The organism is Bacillus clarus (genome assembly GCF_000746925.1).
Lineage (GTDB): Bacteria > Bacillota > Bacilli > Bacillales > Bacillaceae_G > Bacillus_A > Bacillus_A clarus.
Window position 1 is genome coordinate 5,000,489 of the sequence record NZ_JMQC01000008.1, and the last position, 15,909, is coordinate 5,016,397.

Sequence of the window (15,909 nt, forward strand, 5' to 3'; positions counted from 1 at the left end):
ATGTGGACTAACTTCTTACACATGCTTAACTACATTGAGTTTATATACTCTGAAATATAGTGATTGTAAACAAAAATTCACAATGGTAGTAGGAAATCGAGACTACATCATTCATACTCCCAAGGAATCTGTTAACATCAATTCCTTCCCTTTTGAAAAATTGTTGCATTAGGCTCTGTTTCCCTCCATGCAGTTTAACTTTCTCCACAGTTATTTTCTAAGTCTAAATCCTTTATTTCATCACTTAAAAAAATTCGATTTTTATCCAAATCAAAAAAATTGAAATCCACTTATTAAACACGTAATATAGACTCTGACTCTAAAAAAGAGCGATGAAAATTTATAAATATAAAGGAGGGTTTATATACGATTTTTCTTATCTTAAAAGACTGAGAGGTTTTAATTATGTGGCGTAATAAAAATGTATGGATCGTATTAATTGGGGAGTTTATTGCAGGTCTTGGTTTATGGCTTGGTATTCTTGGGAACCTTGAATTTATGCAAAAATACGTCCCTTCTGATTTTATGAAATCAGTTATTTTATTTATCGGACTATTAGCTGGTGTTCTCGTTGGTCCTATGGCTGGCCGAATAATTGACCAATATGAAAAAAAGAAAGTCCTTCTTTATGCTGGATTTGGTCGTGTTGTTAGTGTTATTTTTATGTTCTTTGCAATTCAATATGAAAGTATTGCCTTTATGATTGCTTTTATGATTGCACTTCAAATTTCGGCAGCATTTTATTTCCCTGCGTTACAATCTGTAATTCCGCTCATCGTTCGCGAGCATGAGCTACTACAAATGAACGGTGTACATATGAATATCGGTACGATTGCTCGTATTGCCGGTACTTCATTAGGAGGCGTTCTTCTCGTCGTAATGAGCTTACAGTATATGTATGCTTTCTCAATGGCAGCATACGCTTTATTATTCTTCTCAACTTTCTTCCTAAAGTTTGAAGACAAAAAAGCAAATACATCAAGTAAACAGGCAGCAAAAGATAATAGTTTTATGGAAGTATTTCGCATTTTAAAAGGGATCCCTATTGCTTTTAGAGCACTTATATTAAGTATTATTCCCCTTTTATTCATCGCTGGTTTCAATTTAATGGTTATTAATATTAGCGAGATGCAGCATGATCCAACAATTAAAGGTTTTATTTATACAATCGAAGGTTTGGCATTTATGTTAGGTGCATTCGTAATTAAGCGCTTATCTGACCATTTCCAGCCCGAAAAATTACTTTATTTCTTCGCATTTTGTACCGCTTTTGCACACCTTTCGTTGTTCTTTAGCGATATAAAATGGATGACTCTTGTCTCATTTGGTTTATTTGGATTTAGCGTTGGTTGCTTCTTCCCAATTATGTCGACAATTTTCCAAACGAAAGTTGAAAAAAATTATCACGGACGTCTTTTCTCATTCCGTAATATGTTTGAAAGAGTTATGTTCCAAATTGTCTTACTTGGCACAGGCTTCTTCCTAGATACGATTGGATTACAATATATGGTTCTTATTTTCGGAGTAATATCATTGGTTATCATATTTATCTCACTATCTCAACAAAAACAAATAGAAAAGCAACCATCACAATCTGCGAACTTATAAAGACATCGCCTTGTGAAGTGCACTCTAGAAAGTTAGATACGTTATTTCATAAGATAGATTCTTGGGCATAGATCCGGTATTATACTGGGCTCATGCCCTTTAATTATGCCTTCTTTTATAATTATAGTACAGATCTTTCTTAAATCGAAACACTTATATTCTGTTTGGAATGGAAATGTAAAACTTTTCCCCTCTCCTAATTCATTATAATTACACCTTCGCAAATTCCTAATATTTTCATGTAAACTTTAGTATTTCTTTATAAAATTTTAAACTTCATTTTTTACAATATTTATATCGTATTCATATATTTAAAAGCTAAGAAGAAAGGAGTACAAAATGAAAAAGATTCTATTTCTGTTTCCGATCCTATTAATTCTATTAAGTGGTTGTAATAATAATGATATATACGGTTCTTGGGAAGTAATTGATAACAAAAATGGTGAATGTCCTGTATATTATAAGTTTGAAACAGTTGTAAAAGAAGAAAATAAGGAAAACATTACTCAACACTTAGTAGAAATGTATACAAATAATAAAAAAGAAGATTTATATAAAGGAACATATGTAAAAAATTCAAATACGTATCACATTGATTATGGTAACTCTTTTACATCTAATCAATCCATTAAAAATGTCGATGGTAAATTAAATATCTACTTTATAGACGCTGATAAAATGTGTACATATAAAAAAACAAGCAAGTGATCACTAGAATTCACAACCTTCTAAAATCAACTCACACAAAATCAATTCCGTATTTCACCATCTATGACGCAGAATATATTCTCTGCGTCATTTTATTTCGAAATTTAAAAGTTCCTCTCTTGAAAATATGCCTTTCCTACTCCAGAAAAATAGAAAACAACCACCGGATCGGGAAGTAAACCTAATTTCTGGAATTCGTTCATTTTAAAATAAACTAATCCCTCCCTCTTAATTTGTCAATCGTTTTAATTTTCGTAAAAAAATGATAAAATATATTCATGTGTTTTCAGAATAATAAAAACCATACAAATGAAAGCACTGTTTTTAGGAGGGGTTTTGATGACTTATACGTTAGCAACAAGAATGAAAGCATTTCAATCTTCTATATTTAGTGAATTAGCAGCCTATAAAAAAGAGAAAATTGCAGCAGGTCACAAAATGTTTGATTTAAGTATCGGGAATCCAGATATGCCTCCTGCTGATTTTGTAAGAGCAGCTATGGTACATACAGCAAGTGAAAAAGAAAGTTATGGATATACATTAACAGGTATTCAAGATTTTCATGAAGCAGTAACTGAATATTACAACAACAATCATAACGTCATATTAGATCCAGATCGTGAAGTCTTATTATTAATGGGTTCACAAGATGGGCTCGTTCATTTACCTATGGTTTACGCAAATCCAGGAGATTTAATTTTAGTTCCAGACCCTGGATATACAGCTTATGAAACAGGAATTCAAATGGCTGGTGCAACACCTTATTACATGCCTTTAAAGAAAGAAAATGATTTCTTACCTAAATTACAGGATATCCCAGAAGAAATCGCTAAAAAAACAAAAATGATGATATTAAATTTTCCAGGAAACCCTGTCCCAGCAATGGCTCATGAAGATTTCTTTAAAGAAGTTATCCTCTTTGCAAAAAAATACAACATTATTGTTGTACATGATTTCGCTTATGCTGAATTTTATTACGATGGTAAAAAACCAATTAGTTTCTTATCTGTTCCTGGTGCAAAAGAAATTGGTGTAGAAATTAATTCCTTATCTAAAAGTTATAGTTTAGCAGGAAGCCGTATCGGTTATATGATTGGTAATGAAGAAATTGTAGGTGCGCTTACACAATTCAAATCGAACACAGATTACGGTGTGTTCTTACCAATTCAAAAGGCGGCTTCAGTTGCCTTACGACAAGGCGCTGATTTTTGTGAGAAAAACCGCAGTATTTACCAAGAACGTAGAGATACTTTAGTTGATGGATTTGCCTCTTTCGGCTGGGATGTTGATAAACCTGCTGGAAGTATGTTCGTTTGGGCTGAAATACCAACAGGATGGACTTCATTACAATTCGCTTACGCACTAATGGATCGTGCAAATGTTGTTGTAACCCCAGGTCATGCATTTGGACCTCACGGTGAAGGCTTTGTCCGTATTGCACTCGTTCAAGATAAATCTGTATTACAACAAGTTGTTGAAAACATTAGAAATAGCGGCATTTTCTCTCTTGAAAAAGCAGATGAATTGGTTAAAAATTAATTACAACTCCCCTGCTTACTATTAGCAGGGGTATTATTTTAATTGGAGGTATATATGAATATTAAAGATACACTTCCCCATCGATATCCATTTTTAATGATCGATAACATTACAGATATGAAAGAAGGTCAATCCGGTACAGGATATAAACGAATTACAAATAACGAATGGTTCATTAACGAAAATCAAAATTATATGCCTCACATGTTAATTGTAGAAGCACTTGCTCAACTTAGTGCATTTGTAAGCACAAGTGAATCTGAAGGACTAGGCTTTCTCTCCTCATTAGATAGGGTAGAATTCCATGAAAAAGCGTATCCCGGTGATAAACTTGACTTACACTATGAACTAACACGTGAACGAAGAGATTTTATTCTCGGTAAAGGAATTGCATCTGTAAACGGTCAATCCATCGTTACAATTGAAAAGCTATTAATATACCAAGCTGAGTAAACAAATTACATAGTAAGGGGTAGGAAAATGGGAAATGTTGTCGGTATTGATGCTGGAGGAACATTAACAAAGGTCGCTTACTTTAATGAAAAGAAAAAATTATCATTTGAAAGATTTTATTCAAATGAACAAGATAAAATTAAAGCGTGGCTTCATAAAAATAATGTAATTACAAAGTTATGCGTTACAGGTGGTAAAGCTAAACAATTACAAAAACTACTTTCGGATTCATATGAAACAGTAGAATTAAACGAATTTGAGGCTACGCTAACAGGTGTGCGTTATATACTAAAGGAAGGAAGACACTCTATAAATACCTTTGTTTTAACAAATATCGGCACAGGCACTTCCATTCACTACGTTCATGACAATCAATATGTTCGTGCCGGAGGAACTGGAGTTGGCGGCGGTACACTTATGGGACTTACAAAACTATTAACAAATATAGATTCTTTCGAAGAAGTCATCCGCCATACAACAATAGGTTCAAGAAAAAATCTAGATATAACAGTTGGAGATATTTATAACGGTATTCTCTCCCCTATCGATAATAGCTTAACAGCTAGTAATTTTGGAAAAGCTATTATGACTGAAACAAATCATACAAAGTCAGACTTCATCTCCACCCTTCAAGGCCTTGTTGGTGAAGTCGTAACTGCTTTAAGCCTTCAGTTCGCTGAGACAAAAAACATTAACCATATCGTATATATCGGTTCTACCCTATGTAATAATATACAACTTCAAAACATTATAAGTAGCTACACAGAATATCAAAACAAAATACCAGTCTTTTTACAAGATGACGGTTATAGTGGTGCGATTGGCGCTTTGCTTCACGTTACAAATTAAAAAAGCTGATTTTTGTCAGCTTTTTATATTTTTAATAATACCTCAAATTCAATAATCGATTCCCCATTCTCTCCTATTCGTTCCACACTAATCCTTTCAATTACACATTTCAAATTCTCACTAAAACTAGGAATATCCTTTACTATTTCAGCAGCTAACTCTGCACTATCTTTTCTCCCAACTGTCACATGTGGTATGTACGGAATATCCGTTCTCAAAAATTGTCGCAGTGGTCCTGTATATAATCTATCGTGCAGTTCTTCTATTTGCTCTTTCCCTCTTTCAACTTCCAAAAACAAATACTCTCCCTCACTGCTTATCCGACTAGCAAACTCAATTTCTATCGGACGAGTCCCTCTTGATATATTCATAATATACGCTTCCAACTCATCATTCGAAATTGTACTTTCAAACGGAAATACAATTGTAATATGCGGCGGAATGAATCCGAATAAAAGATCATGCTTTTCTCTAATACTCTCTATTTCATCAATGGGCATGTTATTTAGAAACAGTAAAATCGTACGCATTTCTAAATCCTCCACTTTTCATCAAAATATTTGATATAATCATCATATGGCAAGGTACTTTTCACTTCATAGGAAAACAGTACCGCTATATATTTCCTAAAAATACGTTCAATTTAAATACGTTGTAAATATTCATATGAGATCCTTTGAAATTTTGGACTTATATTACAAGCAAAAAAACTATAAAAATAAAAACTTCTCAAATAAGAAGTTTTTATTTTTATAAAGCATGATTACTATTCCCCCCGCCAAACTTTCCTAAATTTTATATAACAAGCAATCCTCCACGGGATAATATAAGATACTGCAACTACGTAAAATAATAAACCTATCGTTTGCTGATCTAAGTCAACGATATATTGTCTTGAACCAAATCTTAAAATAACAATTCCGATAAAAGTAATTAAAAAGGTGGCACTTTTTTTTGTATAAATATTTCCATCTTCTCTTCGCTCATAGTTTGTGAGAAAAATAAGTGGGATTGCGAAAAGAACTCCAAATAATATCGCTAAGCTAACTTGTAAAATGGCTGGATGAACAGGACCGAAAAACAGCAATATTCCAGGAGTTAAAAATAGTAACGACAACAAAATTCGTTTTCCATTTCCCTTTATCGGCCTATACATCGAACGATAACGTCGCCAAAGAATTAGTAATGCAACACATAGAAAAACTGTTATTAATGAAGAGGTATCTCCCATATATTTTTCCTTCTCCCCTAAAATATTTATCTAATAATATTTTAAACCGTTTGTTCAAATGAGACTTTACGAATAAATATGCTGCCAATGACAAAGTAGAATATAGTTAAGCCAATTGAAATCCCGATAAAATAAGGGATTTCTATCAAGGTTGTATTACTTGTAAATACTAATCCTTTTATTCCTGCCTCTCCATAGAGTACACTAATCGTTACTAATAAAAGGGTCCCACCAATCATAAGACCAATCCACTGAAATCGTTGCTTAATAATTACTACTACTTGAAAAAAAGTTGCGATTGTAACATAAAATAAAAATTGTACAAAGAACTGTACTACTGAGTTTCCTCCTAAACTAGCATTCTCTGTAATATACAATGTATTCTGTAAAAGAACCACTTGAAGAAATGAAAACAATGCAGATTGTAATATAATATAACAAACTGATCCCATAAAAAATTGCACTCTAGTCACTCCAAACGAAACAGCTAAACGAAATACATCATCCTGTATAATGAAAGTACTTGCTACCATAAATATTGCGATTGCAATAGACGAATTATTTAAGATATCATGTAAAAACCCTACTTTTACTCCCTTTAAATCTACTGCACTCGTTGTTCCTTTTATAAGTAACGCTACAATCCAAAATATAAGAATAGCTTTATAATGAAAGTTTATATGTAATTGTAATTGCTTTATTAACATTGTCATCTTATATCACCATCCGTCATATGAATAAATAATTTTTGCAGTGTGATCCCATCAACTTCTAAGCCTTCTTTTTCAATAAAATGATAATCTTTAGTAGAAAACTCTCCCCATATAACAGCAATCCCTTTATTTCCATAAACCTCTCGATTCACAGCAGTTTTATTAATTAAAAACTCATCCACTGTATCCTTTTGCCCTGAAATAGTATGACCTTGCTGCAACAAATCTTCCACTGATGATTGAACAACTAACGCCCCGTCTTTTAGTATAATCACATCCTCGATAACGTGGACTATCTCTTCTACTAAATGAGTTGATAAAATAATTGTTCGAGGATGCTCCCCGTAGTCTTCCAACAACAAACTATAAAACAACTCCCGGTGCGCTGCATCTAAACCAGTAGTTGGTTCATCGAAAATTGTAATTGGAGCCCTACTTGCCAACCCTTGAATAATTCCAACAACGGTCTGCATACCATGTGATAATTTATGATATTTTTCTTTCACATTAAGCTGAAATTTTTTCGCAAGTTCTTCGGCATAAGCTTGATCCCAATTTTTATAAAACATATTACAAAGCCTAAAAATCTCTTTCACTTTATAGCTTACATGAACTTCTTCCTTTACTTTTACAAAACAAATATTTTGCATTGCTTTACTATTTTCAAAAACATTTTCACCAAATATAGATACGCTTCCTCTATTTGAAACAATTTGTCCGGAAAGAAGTTGTAATAATGTTGTTTTCCCAGCTCCATTTCTTCCAAGCAAACCATATATTTTATGCTTTTCTAATGAAATTGCTACTCGATCTACAGCTACTTTCTTTTTATACTTTTTGGATAAATCTTTCGTTTCAAGTGCAATCATTTTCATTCTCCTTCCTTCGTAATTTTATGGATCATATTCATTAATTCTTCTTTCGAGATTTCAAGAACTTTCGCTTCTTCCCACACCTTTGGTAAATACTCAGTCATAAAAGCATTTTGTCGCTTCTTTAATACCACTTCTTTTGCTCCATTCGCAACAAACATTCCAATCCCCCTCTTTTTATATAAAATGCCTTCATCTACTAATAGATTTACCCCTTTTGCAGCAGTAGCTGGATTAATTTGTAACATCTTCGCAAATTGATTTGTCGATGGAACTTGTTCTTCTTCAAGCAATATCCCTTTTAAAATATCCGCCTCAATTGTTTCTGCAATTTGTATGTATATTAATTTATTTTGCTCAAGTGTTGGTTTCACAACTTCACCACCTTAGGTTCATAGGTTCATTACTTATGTAATTAACCATATCACATCAATATGTCTTTTTCCATAAATTTCTTCAAAAAAAGGAGTCATTCTTTAATGAATGACTCTCTTTCGAAAAAATTTCCATATTTTCAATCATGAACCTTACATTCTTCTCATTTAAACCATTTTGGCAAAAATTAAATTTTTGTCCTTTCAAGGCTTTCGTTCGATCTACCACCTGTCCTAAATGATAGCTTGTATGCTCAAGCGAAATACACTGTACAGCGCTTAATGACAAAGTTTGTGGACTTAGGCATGATCATGCAAGTATCTATGAAACGTAAAAAAAATATTACAAATGATCTAAGGAAATTTTTTTGAAAGTCTCTGATCCATAAGTTCGTCTGCCAGTTCATTATTGACAACTACTTGGTAGATCTCATTAGAATTTTTGTACGTAGTAATGCACTTTTTAAGTTTTTCCGTATTGTTAAACAATTCAATTAGTTCTTGCTCAGAATCCAAAACGAGTCCGTTTTTAAAGTGCTTTGTTTGGTCTGCAATATTGCCGCTGTCTTTGTATGTGATAACAAAACAGTTTGCTGCCAAGCTTTCGTAATAGGTGTAATTATAGTTACCAAACCAAATTGACCACAGAAGAACAACGTCAATTTCATGTTCTATTAACCTTGATGTTGTATCCTTCTTAGAACCATTGTGAAAACTAGTGTCAACAAAAATCGTCTCAGGTAAGGATTGATCTAAGGATGAAAAATGATAGAATTCATAATCGGATTTATTTGAAATACCATTCAACTTTACCCAAGCATCCCAGCCTTTATATTGGAAGGGATAGCCAATATATGCGACTCTAATTCTACGATCTACATTTGAATAGCCAGCAAGGGTATTCTTCGATGGTAGCATATTCTGATGTGAAACAACGCGAACATTTTTCTCTAGATGCTGAAATGCCCGTAAAAAAATCCGTTTCCCGTTTTCCGAGGGTGCTACAATTATTATTTTATGTTTGATAAATAGCTCATTCATGCTATCATAATGCTCTTCGCGACCTTCCCCATAACGACAGGCTGAGCACCGCGGTGATGCGACAGATGCCGGACCACAAAATTCTTCGTCATTATAAAACAAAAAAATATTACGACAAATAGAGTAATAATCATGCATGATATGAAGGGTTTCTATATCTTTTGTTTCTTTTATTCTGCTGATGATCCTATCAATCATCGCTATATTCATATTATATAAGCTGTTAAGAAAAATGCGTAAGAGATTGATTTTTTTCTCAGCAATAAGCTTTCCGAAACAATCTCCCACTTGCCATGCTGCCAAAAAGCAAGTCGTTTCACCATCAATCACAATTTCAACAAGCAAATTATTAGGTCCGATTTTACTCTCATCTTGATTACTATCAGTGAATAATGCCACAAAAGAAATGCTGCGATCATTCATCATTTTTTGTTGCTCTAATTCGTATTTTTGTGCGCCCCCGGTAACCTTACGGTAATCGTCATGACAAAATGAAATCACGCAATCCTTATTTTTTAAACTATTAAGAATTTTTCGGGTGACCTCGCTATACATCAATTCTTATGCACCCTCTTTTTGAATCATCAATAAACTGCATCAACTTTGAGAACATCTCACATGCTTGAAATTGCTTCATCAGCTTCACTCGATTCTGAGTATTCAAAGCAGGATAGGAACTGCTTGCAAATGCTTTTAGAATACATTCAAGCTGATAAATCTGTTCAACAGTGAATCCCTGTCTTTCCAAACCAACTTTGTTTATTTTTTTAATCAGCGCAGGATTGCCGTCTACTAGAAAATAAGGCGGAATATCCCGGACCACTTTTGCCAATGCACCAATCATTACATATTTGCCCACGTTAGTAAACTGATGTATAAAAGCAGACATTCCGATATGAGCAAAATCATCGACTTGGGTGTACCCGGAAATCCGTACATGGGCCGATAATATGGTTGATTTTCCAATGATTGCATCATGGCCTATGTAAGCACCGTGACCGATATGATTGCAATCGCCAATGATAGTATTGCCGCCTGAATCTTTGGACCTTGCTATGACTGTATGATCATTAATCATATTGTTTGAACCAATAATAAGTCCGGATTCGGTTGATGCGTCAAAACCTTTGAGATTAGGTAGGGCACCAATTGAACAAAAACTTCCTATAAATGTATCGTTTCCAATGGAAGTGGATGCATGAATCTTTGTATGGCTACATATGGTTACTCCATCACCAATTTGTACACCATCACTGATAATTGAAAATTCGCCGATGCTCACTCTTTCCCCTATAATTACTTTCTTGCCTATATACGCGCTTTCATGAATCATTTTTTTTGCATCTCCGTTTTCATCATCTTGTCAGCCTTCTCAATTACTTTTAAACAGCGAATCGCTTGTTCCCCTCCTGAAATTGATTTTCTACGACGATGCACACAGTCCATAAAATGAGTTAAACTTCTTGTCAGTGCACTGGGTCCATCATAGATTTGGTCGATTGGATTGCATAGATAGCCGTTTCTATCTTTGTTGTAGATGGTGAATACCTTTCTATCGTCCAATTCGTCAAAATAGATTTCTTTCTCGGCAAAACTAATTTTTGTATGACGTTCATTGGCCCTCGCATTTTGCCCCACTTTAATACGTCCTAAAATTAAATTGCAACTCAGAGTTAAAGTTATTTCATTAGAATGATAATCTATATCTAGAAGATCGAACTCTTGACCATCTAACAAGTAATCCAGGACAGCCAAATCATGAACTGCCAAATCCCAAAGTATTTCAGCAAGCACACTGTACTGCCCAATCGTATTTCTTGTTGTCTCAAATTCTATCATCGTGCTAGATTTCATCATACTGGATTTAATTTTTTTTATCGCAGAATGAAAAACCATGATGTGGTCAACATGAATCGTGAGACCCCTCTGATTTGCAATGCTTTGAAGCTCCACTGCGTGTTCACATGTCATCGCAAATGGTTTTTCAATAAATAAGTGTTTGTTAGCAAGCAATATATCTTTTGCAATTTCAAAACTGTTCTCCACCCCCACAGCTACTGCGATTGCATCAATCTTGTCGCATAACAGTGCACGGTAATTTGTCGATATAAAAACACCTTTGTTTTTTGCATAGATATCCTCAGCAGCTTGTATTCGATGTTCATTGGTATCACAAATTGCAGAAAGCCGCATGTTCTTATTCAATGCTATTTCTTTTGCAATATTCGGCCCCCATTTTCCAAACCCAATCAATCCAATCCTCAATACATTTCACCAACTTTCTTGAGACTATTTTCTAGTACGCGTACTTAGAACCTGTTAATTGTAGTAACAATATGCTCTATTTGGTCTTGCATTAATCCAGGATGAACAGGTATTGAGACTACTTGATGTTTTATTATGTTTGTAACTTCAAGTTTTTTATCATATTCTTTCGGGAGAAAATCAATGGATCTATAACAGACTTGTTCTGGAATCGTATAGGGATAATAAATGGAAGTTACGATCCCCTCCTTTTCCATATATGTAATAAATGCATCCCTTCTCCCATTCAAAATACGTAATGTATACTGATTATACACATGCTTTACTCCGAGAACTTCCTGCGGTTTGATAATATTACAATGATTAATGTTTTCATCAAAAAAAGCTGCATTTTCTCTTCTAACTGAGTTGAAATGTTCCAGCTTTTTTAGTTGACATAAACCAATTGCCGCTGAAATTTCATTCATACGATAATTATATCCGATGAATTCAAATTGATTTCTTTCTTTAATACCATGCTGAATCAGTTGACTTGCAATTCCTGCTGCATTTTCATCCTTGAAAACCACCATACCGCCTTCAGTAGTTGTCATATTCTTTGTTGGGTAAAAACTGAACGTACCAGCATCCCCGAAAGTTCCTAATTTACGACCTTTCCATTCTGCTCCATGCGCCTGCGCACAGTCTTCTATAAGCAGTAATTGATATCTGCTTGCAATTTCTTTGATTTTTTCCATATTACAACTTTGTCCAAACAAATGAACAATTACAATAGCTTTAATACCTGCTTGCTCTTGAAGAATATGTTCAATGCTTTCAGCAGAGATATTCATTGTAATTTCATCAATATCCACAAAAATTGGAATTCCCCCAGCGTGTACAATTACGTTGGATGTCGCTATAAATGAGAACGCTGTGGTAATGATTTTGTCCCCCTCTTTGATTCCAAGGGCTCTAAGGGCAATTTCTAAAGCTGTTGTCCCAGAAGAAGTCGCAATACAATATTCATGGTTCAGATACTGAGAAAACTCTCTTTGAAACTGCAAGACATTTTCTCCGCTTGCTAATAGCCCGCTTCTCAGTACAGTACTAACTGCATCAATTTCCTCTTGACCAATATGTGGCTGTGCAATTTTAATCATATTTTCGTCCCTTTACTCCCAATATTTTTGCCATTTCAGAGGAATCAGCCACACTACAGCCAAGCATTTGAATCATTGCTACGGCCCTATTTACAAATTCCGAATTATTTTTCACAGGAATTCCTTTTAAAAAATAACGATTGTCTTCCATACCTGTCCGAATCACATCACAGCCATTTAAAATGGAAATAAAATTTACCGGTAACTGCATTCCTGCAATACCAGCGGCAGACCAAGTAAAACCTTTTGGAACAAAATCGAGAATCCATTGAATATTTTTATAATCAGGCTTCATCCCACCGGTTGAACCAATGACGAATTGAATAAAAGCATTGTCTTCAATAACACCTCGCTCAACCAGGCGCCATAGTTCTTTTAACATTTTCGGATTAAATATCTCAAATTCTGGTTTAACACCATACTGTTTCATAGCTTGAAGGATATCTTTAACAAATTTTTTCGAGTTTCTAATACCGCCGTCAGGTCGTTTGAGGGAAGTCACTTCTAGTGATGCTAAGTCCGGTTTTAATTCCATTAACTTGATCCGTTCTTTATCCGGTATATCGACAAGATGATTTGAAGTAGAAATGCATACTAAAATGTCGCATTTTTCACGAATTCCAGTCAACACTTCCTTATATAATGACGCATCCAAAGAAGGTCTTGCATTTTTGTCACGAACATGGACATGAACAATCGCAGCTCCTGCAACAGAGCATTCATACGCACATTGGACAATCTCATCCACAGTAACAGGGAGACCGGGCATTGTTTCTTTTGTTGTCATTGAACCTGTGATCGCAGCACATATACCAACTTTTCCCATTGATTTAAATACCTCCCAAACATTGTCCCTTTTTCATCTTTTAAATAAACATCAACATCGCTTAGAATTGATGTTTTTACCTCCCTACAGTCCGGATTTAAATCTAATTGAAGGATTATGAAAATGGCTCAAATCATACCTCATTCATAACATTTTTTATTCATCAGTTCATGAGATTCAAAAATGTACCAGCTTTTATTCATGAGTTAAATCACACACCTGAAAAAGTGATAAATCGATTGTGCATCCAATTATAAAATTTAAATGCAACTTAATATATCTTAAAAAAATATAATGAACGTACACCTCATAAAATGCATTCTACATGTATGATTTCAGAGCATTATCCAAATTCACAACAAGACCTGAATTTTTCAATCTACTATATAAGTCCTACTTATATTTTCGACATCACTATATTGATCCAAAATCATTCAAGAAACAGTTATACCATACATTCTGGAAAATTTGATCATGATGATTTTCTAAAGATTACTTATATTTATATATTGTATACACCCTGAAAATATAACGATGATTTCAAATTTTATAGATTAAGAAAATCAGAATGTAGATAAACAATGCGTCCTACTTACGCAAAATCCTAAATAATTATCGTATGCTAAAAAAACAGGAAAATTCTTTTATCTAATACTTATACTTCAATAAAAGAATTTTCCTGTTTCGCAAGGGTTGTTTCTCTTGCTTGAAGCATTTTATTTTTCACGTTTGCTAAGTGGTCATCTATTCTAAATAATTACAGCATATTATGTATCAGCTGAGACTCATATTTTTGAATATTAATAGCTGATGCTTCCGGTGTTGCGGTAGAATGTGCACTCCCCCCTATACCGCCTCTCTACGTTGTTTTTGGTGAATTTTATGATAGTGCTCCAAAGAAGGTTTGACAAATATATAAATTGCTCAGGTAAAAAAATTGTTAGCATAACAACCAATAGTTTATGTATATGTTTCATTAGACACCCCCAAGAAAAGTTATGTTGTTAGTTATAATCCAATTCATACAATATACGTTTTAAAAACCTCTTCAAAATATACGCATTTTAATCAAAATTAAAAATTTTCGTTTTTTAGGTTTACAATTATCCATTAATTGTATATACTTACTAACGTAAGAAAAATATTCTAAAAGGAGGTCGAATGAAATGATGAAATTACAATTACATGCCGCATTAGTATCTGTTTTACAATTAAATATAAGTTCGACCACCCTAATGGAGAATTGAAAATCGTACGGTGTTTTCTTTAATTAACCAATTCGCCACAGGAGGTCGTATACTTTCCTGTGGCTTTTCCATGCCCAGCCATAGGAGAACTGTATCTTCCTGTGGCTTTTTTGTGCGATTTTTTAGTCTCTTACATTATTTTTTTAAGAAAGGAGCAACATTCGATGACTTTTCGCGTATTGTTTTTAAGTATTACGATTCAAAGAAATACATTTTCTGAATCTGAAATGATTCATAATGAACAAATTGAAAAAGCTATAGATGAAGTAAAGGAGCGCCAAACACTTTATTGCGATCACCTGTAATTCCTTGTTGAAAGGAGGAATTCATGCATGACCTTTCATATTTTCTTTTTTACAATTGCACTTCAGAAAAAAACTCTGTCTGAAGATGAAATTTTGCGTAAGCATCACTTTAAAAAAACTATGAATAAAATAACGAACCTTAGAAGTTCTTACTATACTCAAATGTATTAAAAATATTTTCTAAAAGGAGCAATAATCTAATGAAATTTCGAGTATTCTTTTTAACTATCAATATTCACAGACGTAAATTTTCTGAAAATGAAATTTTACAAGAACAACAGATTAAAAAAATTATGGGTGAAGTAAAAGAGCGTCAATCCGCTTATTACCACCGTATGTACTAAAATAAAATATAAAGGGGCAATAATCTAATGAAATTCCGAGTATTCTTTTTAACTATTACCATTCAAAAAAATAAGTTTTCAGAAATTGAAATGTTACATGAACATCAAATCAATAAGGCTATGGAAGAAGTAAAAGAACGTCAAAGTCCTTACTGTAGCCACCTATAATTCCTTTTCGAAAGGAGGAATTCATTTATGAAATTTCACGTATTTTTTTTAACAATTACCATTCAGAAGAAACCTTTATCTGAATCTGAAATAAAACAAGAACAACAATATAAACAAATTATGGATGACATCCACGATCGTCGAAGCAAATATTATACCCATCTATAATTATTAACCTAAAATATAATGAAAGGAGAAGATTGAGATGTTAAGAGCGCGATGTA

Annotated in this window: 20 protein-coding genes and 1 pseudogene; 11 read left to right on the forward strand and 10 right to left on the reverse strand. The window is 33.6% G+C overall.

Translation table 11 applies throughout. The features are described 5' to 3' along the window. The first annotated feature begins 405 nt into the window (after window positions 1–405). The 5 genes from DJ93_RS26550 (at window position 406) to coaW (ending at window position 5,157) form a co-directional block, all read left to right on the forward strand. A complete protein-coding gene (locus DJ93_RS26550; RefSeq protein WP_042984021.1) occupies window positions 406–1,608 on the forward strand; it encodes an MFS transporter in 1,203 nt (400 codons plus the stop codon). A 339-nt stretch (window positions 1,609–1,947) separates the two neighbouring features. After that, the gene (locus tag DJ93_RS26555; RefSeq protein WP_042984022.1) at window positions 1,948–2,316 is read left to right on the forward strand and encodes a hypothetical protein; all 369 of its coding nucleotides are present in this window, start codon (window positions 1,948–1,950) and stop codon (window positions 2,314–2,316) included. A gap of 339 nt (window positions 2,317–2,655) precedes the next feature. Continuing rightward, the gene (locus DJ93_RS26560) at window positions 2,656–3,855 is read left to right on the forward strand and encodes an LL-diaminopimelate aminotransferase (protein WP_042984023.1); all 1,200 of its coding nucleotides are present in this window, start codon (window positions 2,656–2,658) and stop codon (window positions 3,853–3,855) included. A gap of 54 nt (window positions 3,856–3,909) precedes the next feature. After that, entirely contained in the window at window positions 3,910–4,308 is a 399-nt protein-coding gene (locus tag DJ93_RS26565; RefSeq protein ID WP_042984024.1) for a 3-hydroxyacyl-ACP dehydratase FabZ family protein, read from the forward strand. A 27-nt stretch (window positions 4,309–4,335) separates the two neighbouring features. Continuing rightward, window positions 4,336–5,157: a type II pantothenate kinase gene (gene coaW / locus DJ93_RS26570; protein WP_042984025.1), complete on the forward strand. Its 822-nt coding sequence runs from the start codon at window positions 4,336–4,338 to the stop codon at window positions 5,155–5,157. 23 nt (window positions 5,158–5,180) lie between these two features. On the opposite strand, the gene DJ93_RS26575 is transcribed toward coaW, so the two are convergent. From DJ93_RS26575 to DJ93_RS26620, 10 genes are all read right to left on the reverse strand, one after another. Then, window positions 5,181–5,687, reverse strand: coding sequence for a 2'-5' RNA ligase family protein (locus DJ93_RS26575; RefSeq protein ID WP_042984026.1), 507 nt, complete (start codon window positions 5,685–5,687; stop codon window positions 5,181–5,183). Window positions 5,688–5,923: 236 nt separating this feature from the next. Next, window positions 5,924–6,388 carry a CcdC family protein gene (locus DJ93_RS26580; protein WP_042984027.1) on the reverse strand — a complete coding sequence of 155 codons (465 nt, stop codon included), beginning with the start codon at window positions 6,386–6,388 and terminating at the stop codon, window positions 5,924–5,926. Window positions 6,389–6,429: 41 nt separating this feature from the next. Further along, a complete protein-coding gene (locus tag DJ93_RS26585; protein ID WP_042984028.1) occupies window positions 6,430–7,101 on the reverse strand; it encodes a DUF4052 family protein in 672 nt (223 codons plus the stop codon). After that, window positions 7,098–7,970 carry an ABC transporter ATP-binding protein gene (locus DJ93_RS26590; protein WP_042984029.1) on the reverse strand — a complete coding sequence of 291 codons (873 nt, stop codon included), beginning with the start codon at window positions 7,968–7,970 and terminating at the stop codon, window positions 7,098–7,100. The genes DJ93_RS26585 and DJ93_RS26590 overlap by 4 nt, the downstream gene beginning before the upstream one ends. Window positions 7,971–7,972: 2 nt before the next feature. Further along, window positions 7,973–8,347 carry a GntR family transcriptional regulator gene (locus DJ93_RS26595; RefSeq protein WP_042984030.1) on the reverse strand — a complete coding sequence of 125 codons (375 nt, stop codon included), beginning with the start codon at window positions 8,345–8,347 and terminating at the stop codon, window positions 7,973–7,975. Window positions 8,348–8,701: 354 nt separating this feature from the next. Next, the gene (locus DJ93_RS26600) at window positions 8,702–9,946 is read right to left on the reverse strand and encodes a glycosyltransferase family protein (protein WP_142920646.1); all 1,245 of its coding nucleotides are present in this window, start codon (window positions 9,944–9,946) and stop codon (window positions 8,702–8,704) included. Then, a complete protein-coding gene (locus tag DJ93_RS26605) occupies window positions 9,936–10,721 on the reverse strand; it encodes an LbetaH domain-containing protein (protein ID WP_042984032.1) in 786 nt (261 codons plus the stop codon). Before DJ93_RS26605 ends, DJ93_RS26600 begins: the two co-directional genes overlap by 11 nt. Further along, window positions 10,718–11,641 carry a Gfo/Idh/MocA family protein gene (locus DJ93_RS26610; protein ID WP_161785264.1) on the reverse strand — a complete coding sequence of 308 codons (924 nt, stop codon included), beginning with the start codon at window positions 11,639–11,641 and terminating at the stop codon, window positions 10,718–10,720. Before DJ93_RS26610 ends, DJ93_RS26605 begins: the two co-directional genes overlap by 4 nt. 56 nt (window positions 11,642–11,697) lie before the next feature. Continuing rightward, window positions 11,698–12,795, reverse strand: coding sequence for a DegT/DnrJ/EryC1/StrS family aminotransferase (locus tag DJ93_RS26615; protein ID WP_042984034.1), 1,098 nt, complete (start codon window positions 12,793–12,795; stop codon window positions 11,698–11,700). Next, window positions 12,788–13,621, reverse strand: coding sequence for a beta-keto acid cleavage family enzyme (locus DJ93_RS26620; RefSeq protein ID WP_042984035.1), 834 nt, complete (start codon window positions 13,619–13,621; stop codon window positions 12,788–12,790). The genes DJ93_RS26615 and DJ93_RS26620 overlap by 8 nt, the downstream gene beginning before the upstream one ends. 40 nt (window positions 13,622–13,661) lie before the next feature. Between DJ93_RS26620 and DJ93_RS34105 the strand changes: the two are divergent. From DJ93_RS34105 to DJ93_RS26640, 6 genes and pseudogenes are all read left to right on the forward strand, one after another. Next, a pseudogene (locus DJ93_RS34105) lies at window positions 13,662–13,878 on the forward strand (transposase); the annotation flags it as partial. A 1,154-nt stretch (window positions 13,879–15,032) separates the two neighbouring features. Continuing rightward, a complete protein-coding gene (locus DJ93_RS31520; protein WP_080743626.1) occupies window positions 15,033–15,173 on the forward strand; it encodes a YrzI family small protein in 141 nt (46 codons plus the stop codon). A 27-nt stretch (window positions 15,174–15,200) separates the two neighbouring features. Then, entirely contained in the window at window positions 15,201–15,344 is a 144-nt protein-coding gene (locus tag DJ93_RS26625) for a YrzI family small protein (RefSeq protein WP_042984036.1), read from the forward strand. A 29-nt stretch (window positions 15,345–15,373) separates the two neighbouring features. Beyond that, on the forward strand, window positions 15,374–15,517 hold the full coding sequence (locus DJ93_RS26630) for a YrzI family small protein (RefSeq protein WP_042984037.1): 144 nt from the start codon (window positions 15,374–15,376) through the stop codon (window positions 15,515–15,517). 27 nt (window positions 15,518–15,544) lie between these two features. Further along, complete coding sequence (locus DJ93_RS26635; RefSeq protein WP_042984038.1) at window positions 15,545–15,685, forward strand: YrzI family small protein; 141 nt, start codon at window positions 15,545–15,547, stop codon at window positions 15,683–15,685. A 27-nt stretch (window positions 15,686–15,712) separates the two neighbouring features. After that, entirely contained in the window at window positions 15,713–15,853 is a 141-nt protein-coding gene (locus DJ93_RS26640) for a YrzI family small protein (protein ID WP_042984039.1), read from the forward strand. Window positions 15,854–15,909: the final 56 nt, after the last annotated feature.

Coding starts and splice junctions, on each gene's coding strand:
- DJ93_RS26550 (WP_042984021.1), top strand. CDS start 406: ATGTGGCGTAATAAAAATGTATGGATCGTATTAATTGGGGAGTTTATT.
- DJ93_RS26555 (WP_042984022.1), top strand. CDS start 1,948: ATGAAAAAGATTCTATTTCTGTTTCCGATCCTATTAATTCTATTAAGT.
- DJ93_RS26560 (WP_042984023.1), top strand. CDS start 2,656: ATGACTTATACGTTAGCAACAAGAATGAAAGCATTTCAATCTTCTATA.
- DJ93_RS26565 (WP_042984024.1), top strand. CDS start 3,910: ATGAATATTAAAGATACACTTCCCCATCGATATCCATTTTTAATGATC.
- coaW (WP_042984025.1), top strand. CDS start 4,336: ATGGGAAATGTTGTCGGTATTGATGCTGGAGGAACATTAACAAAGGTC.
- DJ93_RS26575 (WP_042984026.1), bottom strand. CDS start 5,687: ATGCGTACGATTTTACTGTTTCTAAATAACATGCCCATTGATGAAATA.
- DJ93_RS26580 (WP_042984027.1), bottom strand. CDS start 6,388: ATGGGAGATACCTCTTCATTAATAACAGTTTTTCTATGTGTTGCATTA.
- DJ93_RS26585 (WP_042984028.1), bottom strand. CDS start 7,101: ATGACAATGTTAATAAAGCAATTACAATTACATATAAACTTTCATTAT.
- DJ93_RS26590 (WP_042984029.1), bottom strand. CDS start 7,970: ATGATTGCACTTGAAACGAAAGATTTATCCAAAAAGTATAAAAAGAAA.
- DJ93_RS26605 (WP_042984032.1), bottom strand. CDS start 10,721: ATGATTCATGAAAGCGCGTATATAGGCAAGAAAGTAATTATAGGGGAA.
- DJ93_RS26615 (WP_042984034.1), bottom strand. CDS start 12,795: ATGATTAAAATTGCACAGCCACATATTGGTCAAGAGGAAATTGATGCA.
- DJ93_RS26620 (WP_042984035.1), bottom strand. CDS start 13,621: ATGGGAAAAGTTGGTATATGTGCTGCGATCACAGGTTCAATGACAACA.
- DJ93_RS31520 (WP_080743626.1), top strand. CDS start 15,033: ATGACTTTTCGCGTATTGTTTTTAAGTATTACGATTCAAAGAAATACA.
- DJ93_RS26625 (WP_042984036.1), top strand. CDS start 15,201: ATGACCTTTCATATTTTCTTTTTTACAATTGCACTTCAGAAAAAAACT.
- DJ93_RS26630 (WP_042984037.1), top strand. CDS start 15,374: ATGAAATTTCGAGTATTCTTTTTAACTATCAATATTCACAGACGTAAA.
- DJ93_RS26635 (WP_042984038.1), top strand. CDS start 15,545: ATGAAATTCCGAGTATTCTTTTTAACTATTACCATTCAAAAAAATAAG.
- DJ93_RS26640 (WP_042984039.1), top strand. CDS start 15,713: ATGAAATTTCACGTATTTTTTTTAACAATTACCATTCAGAAGAAACCT.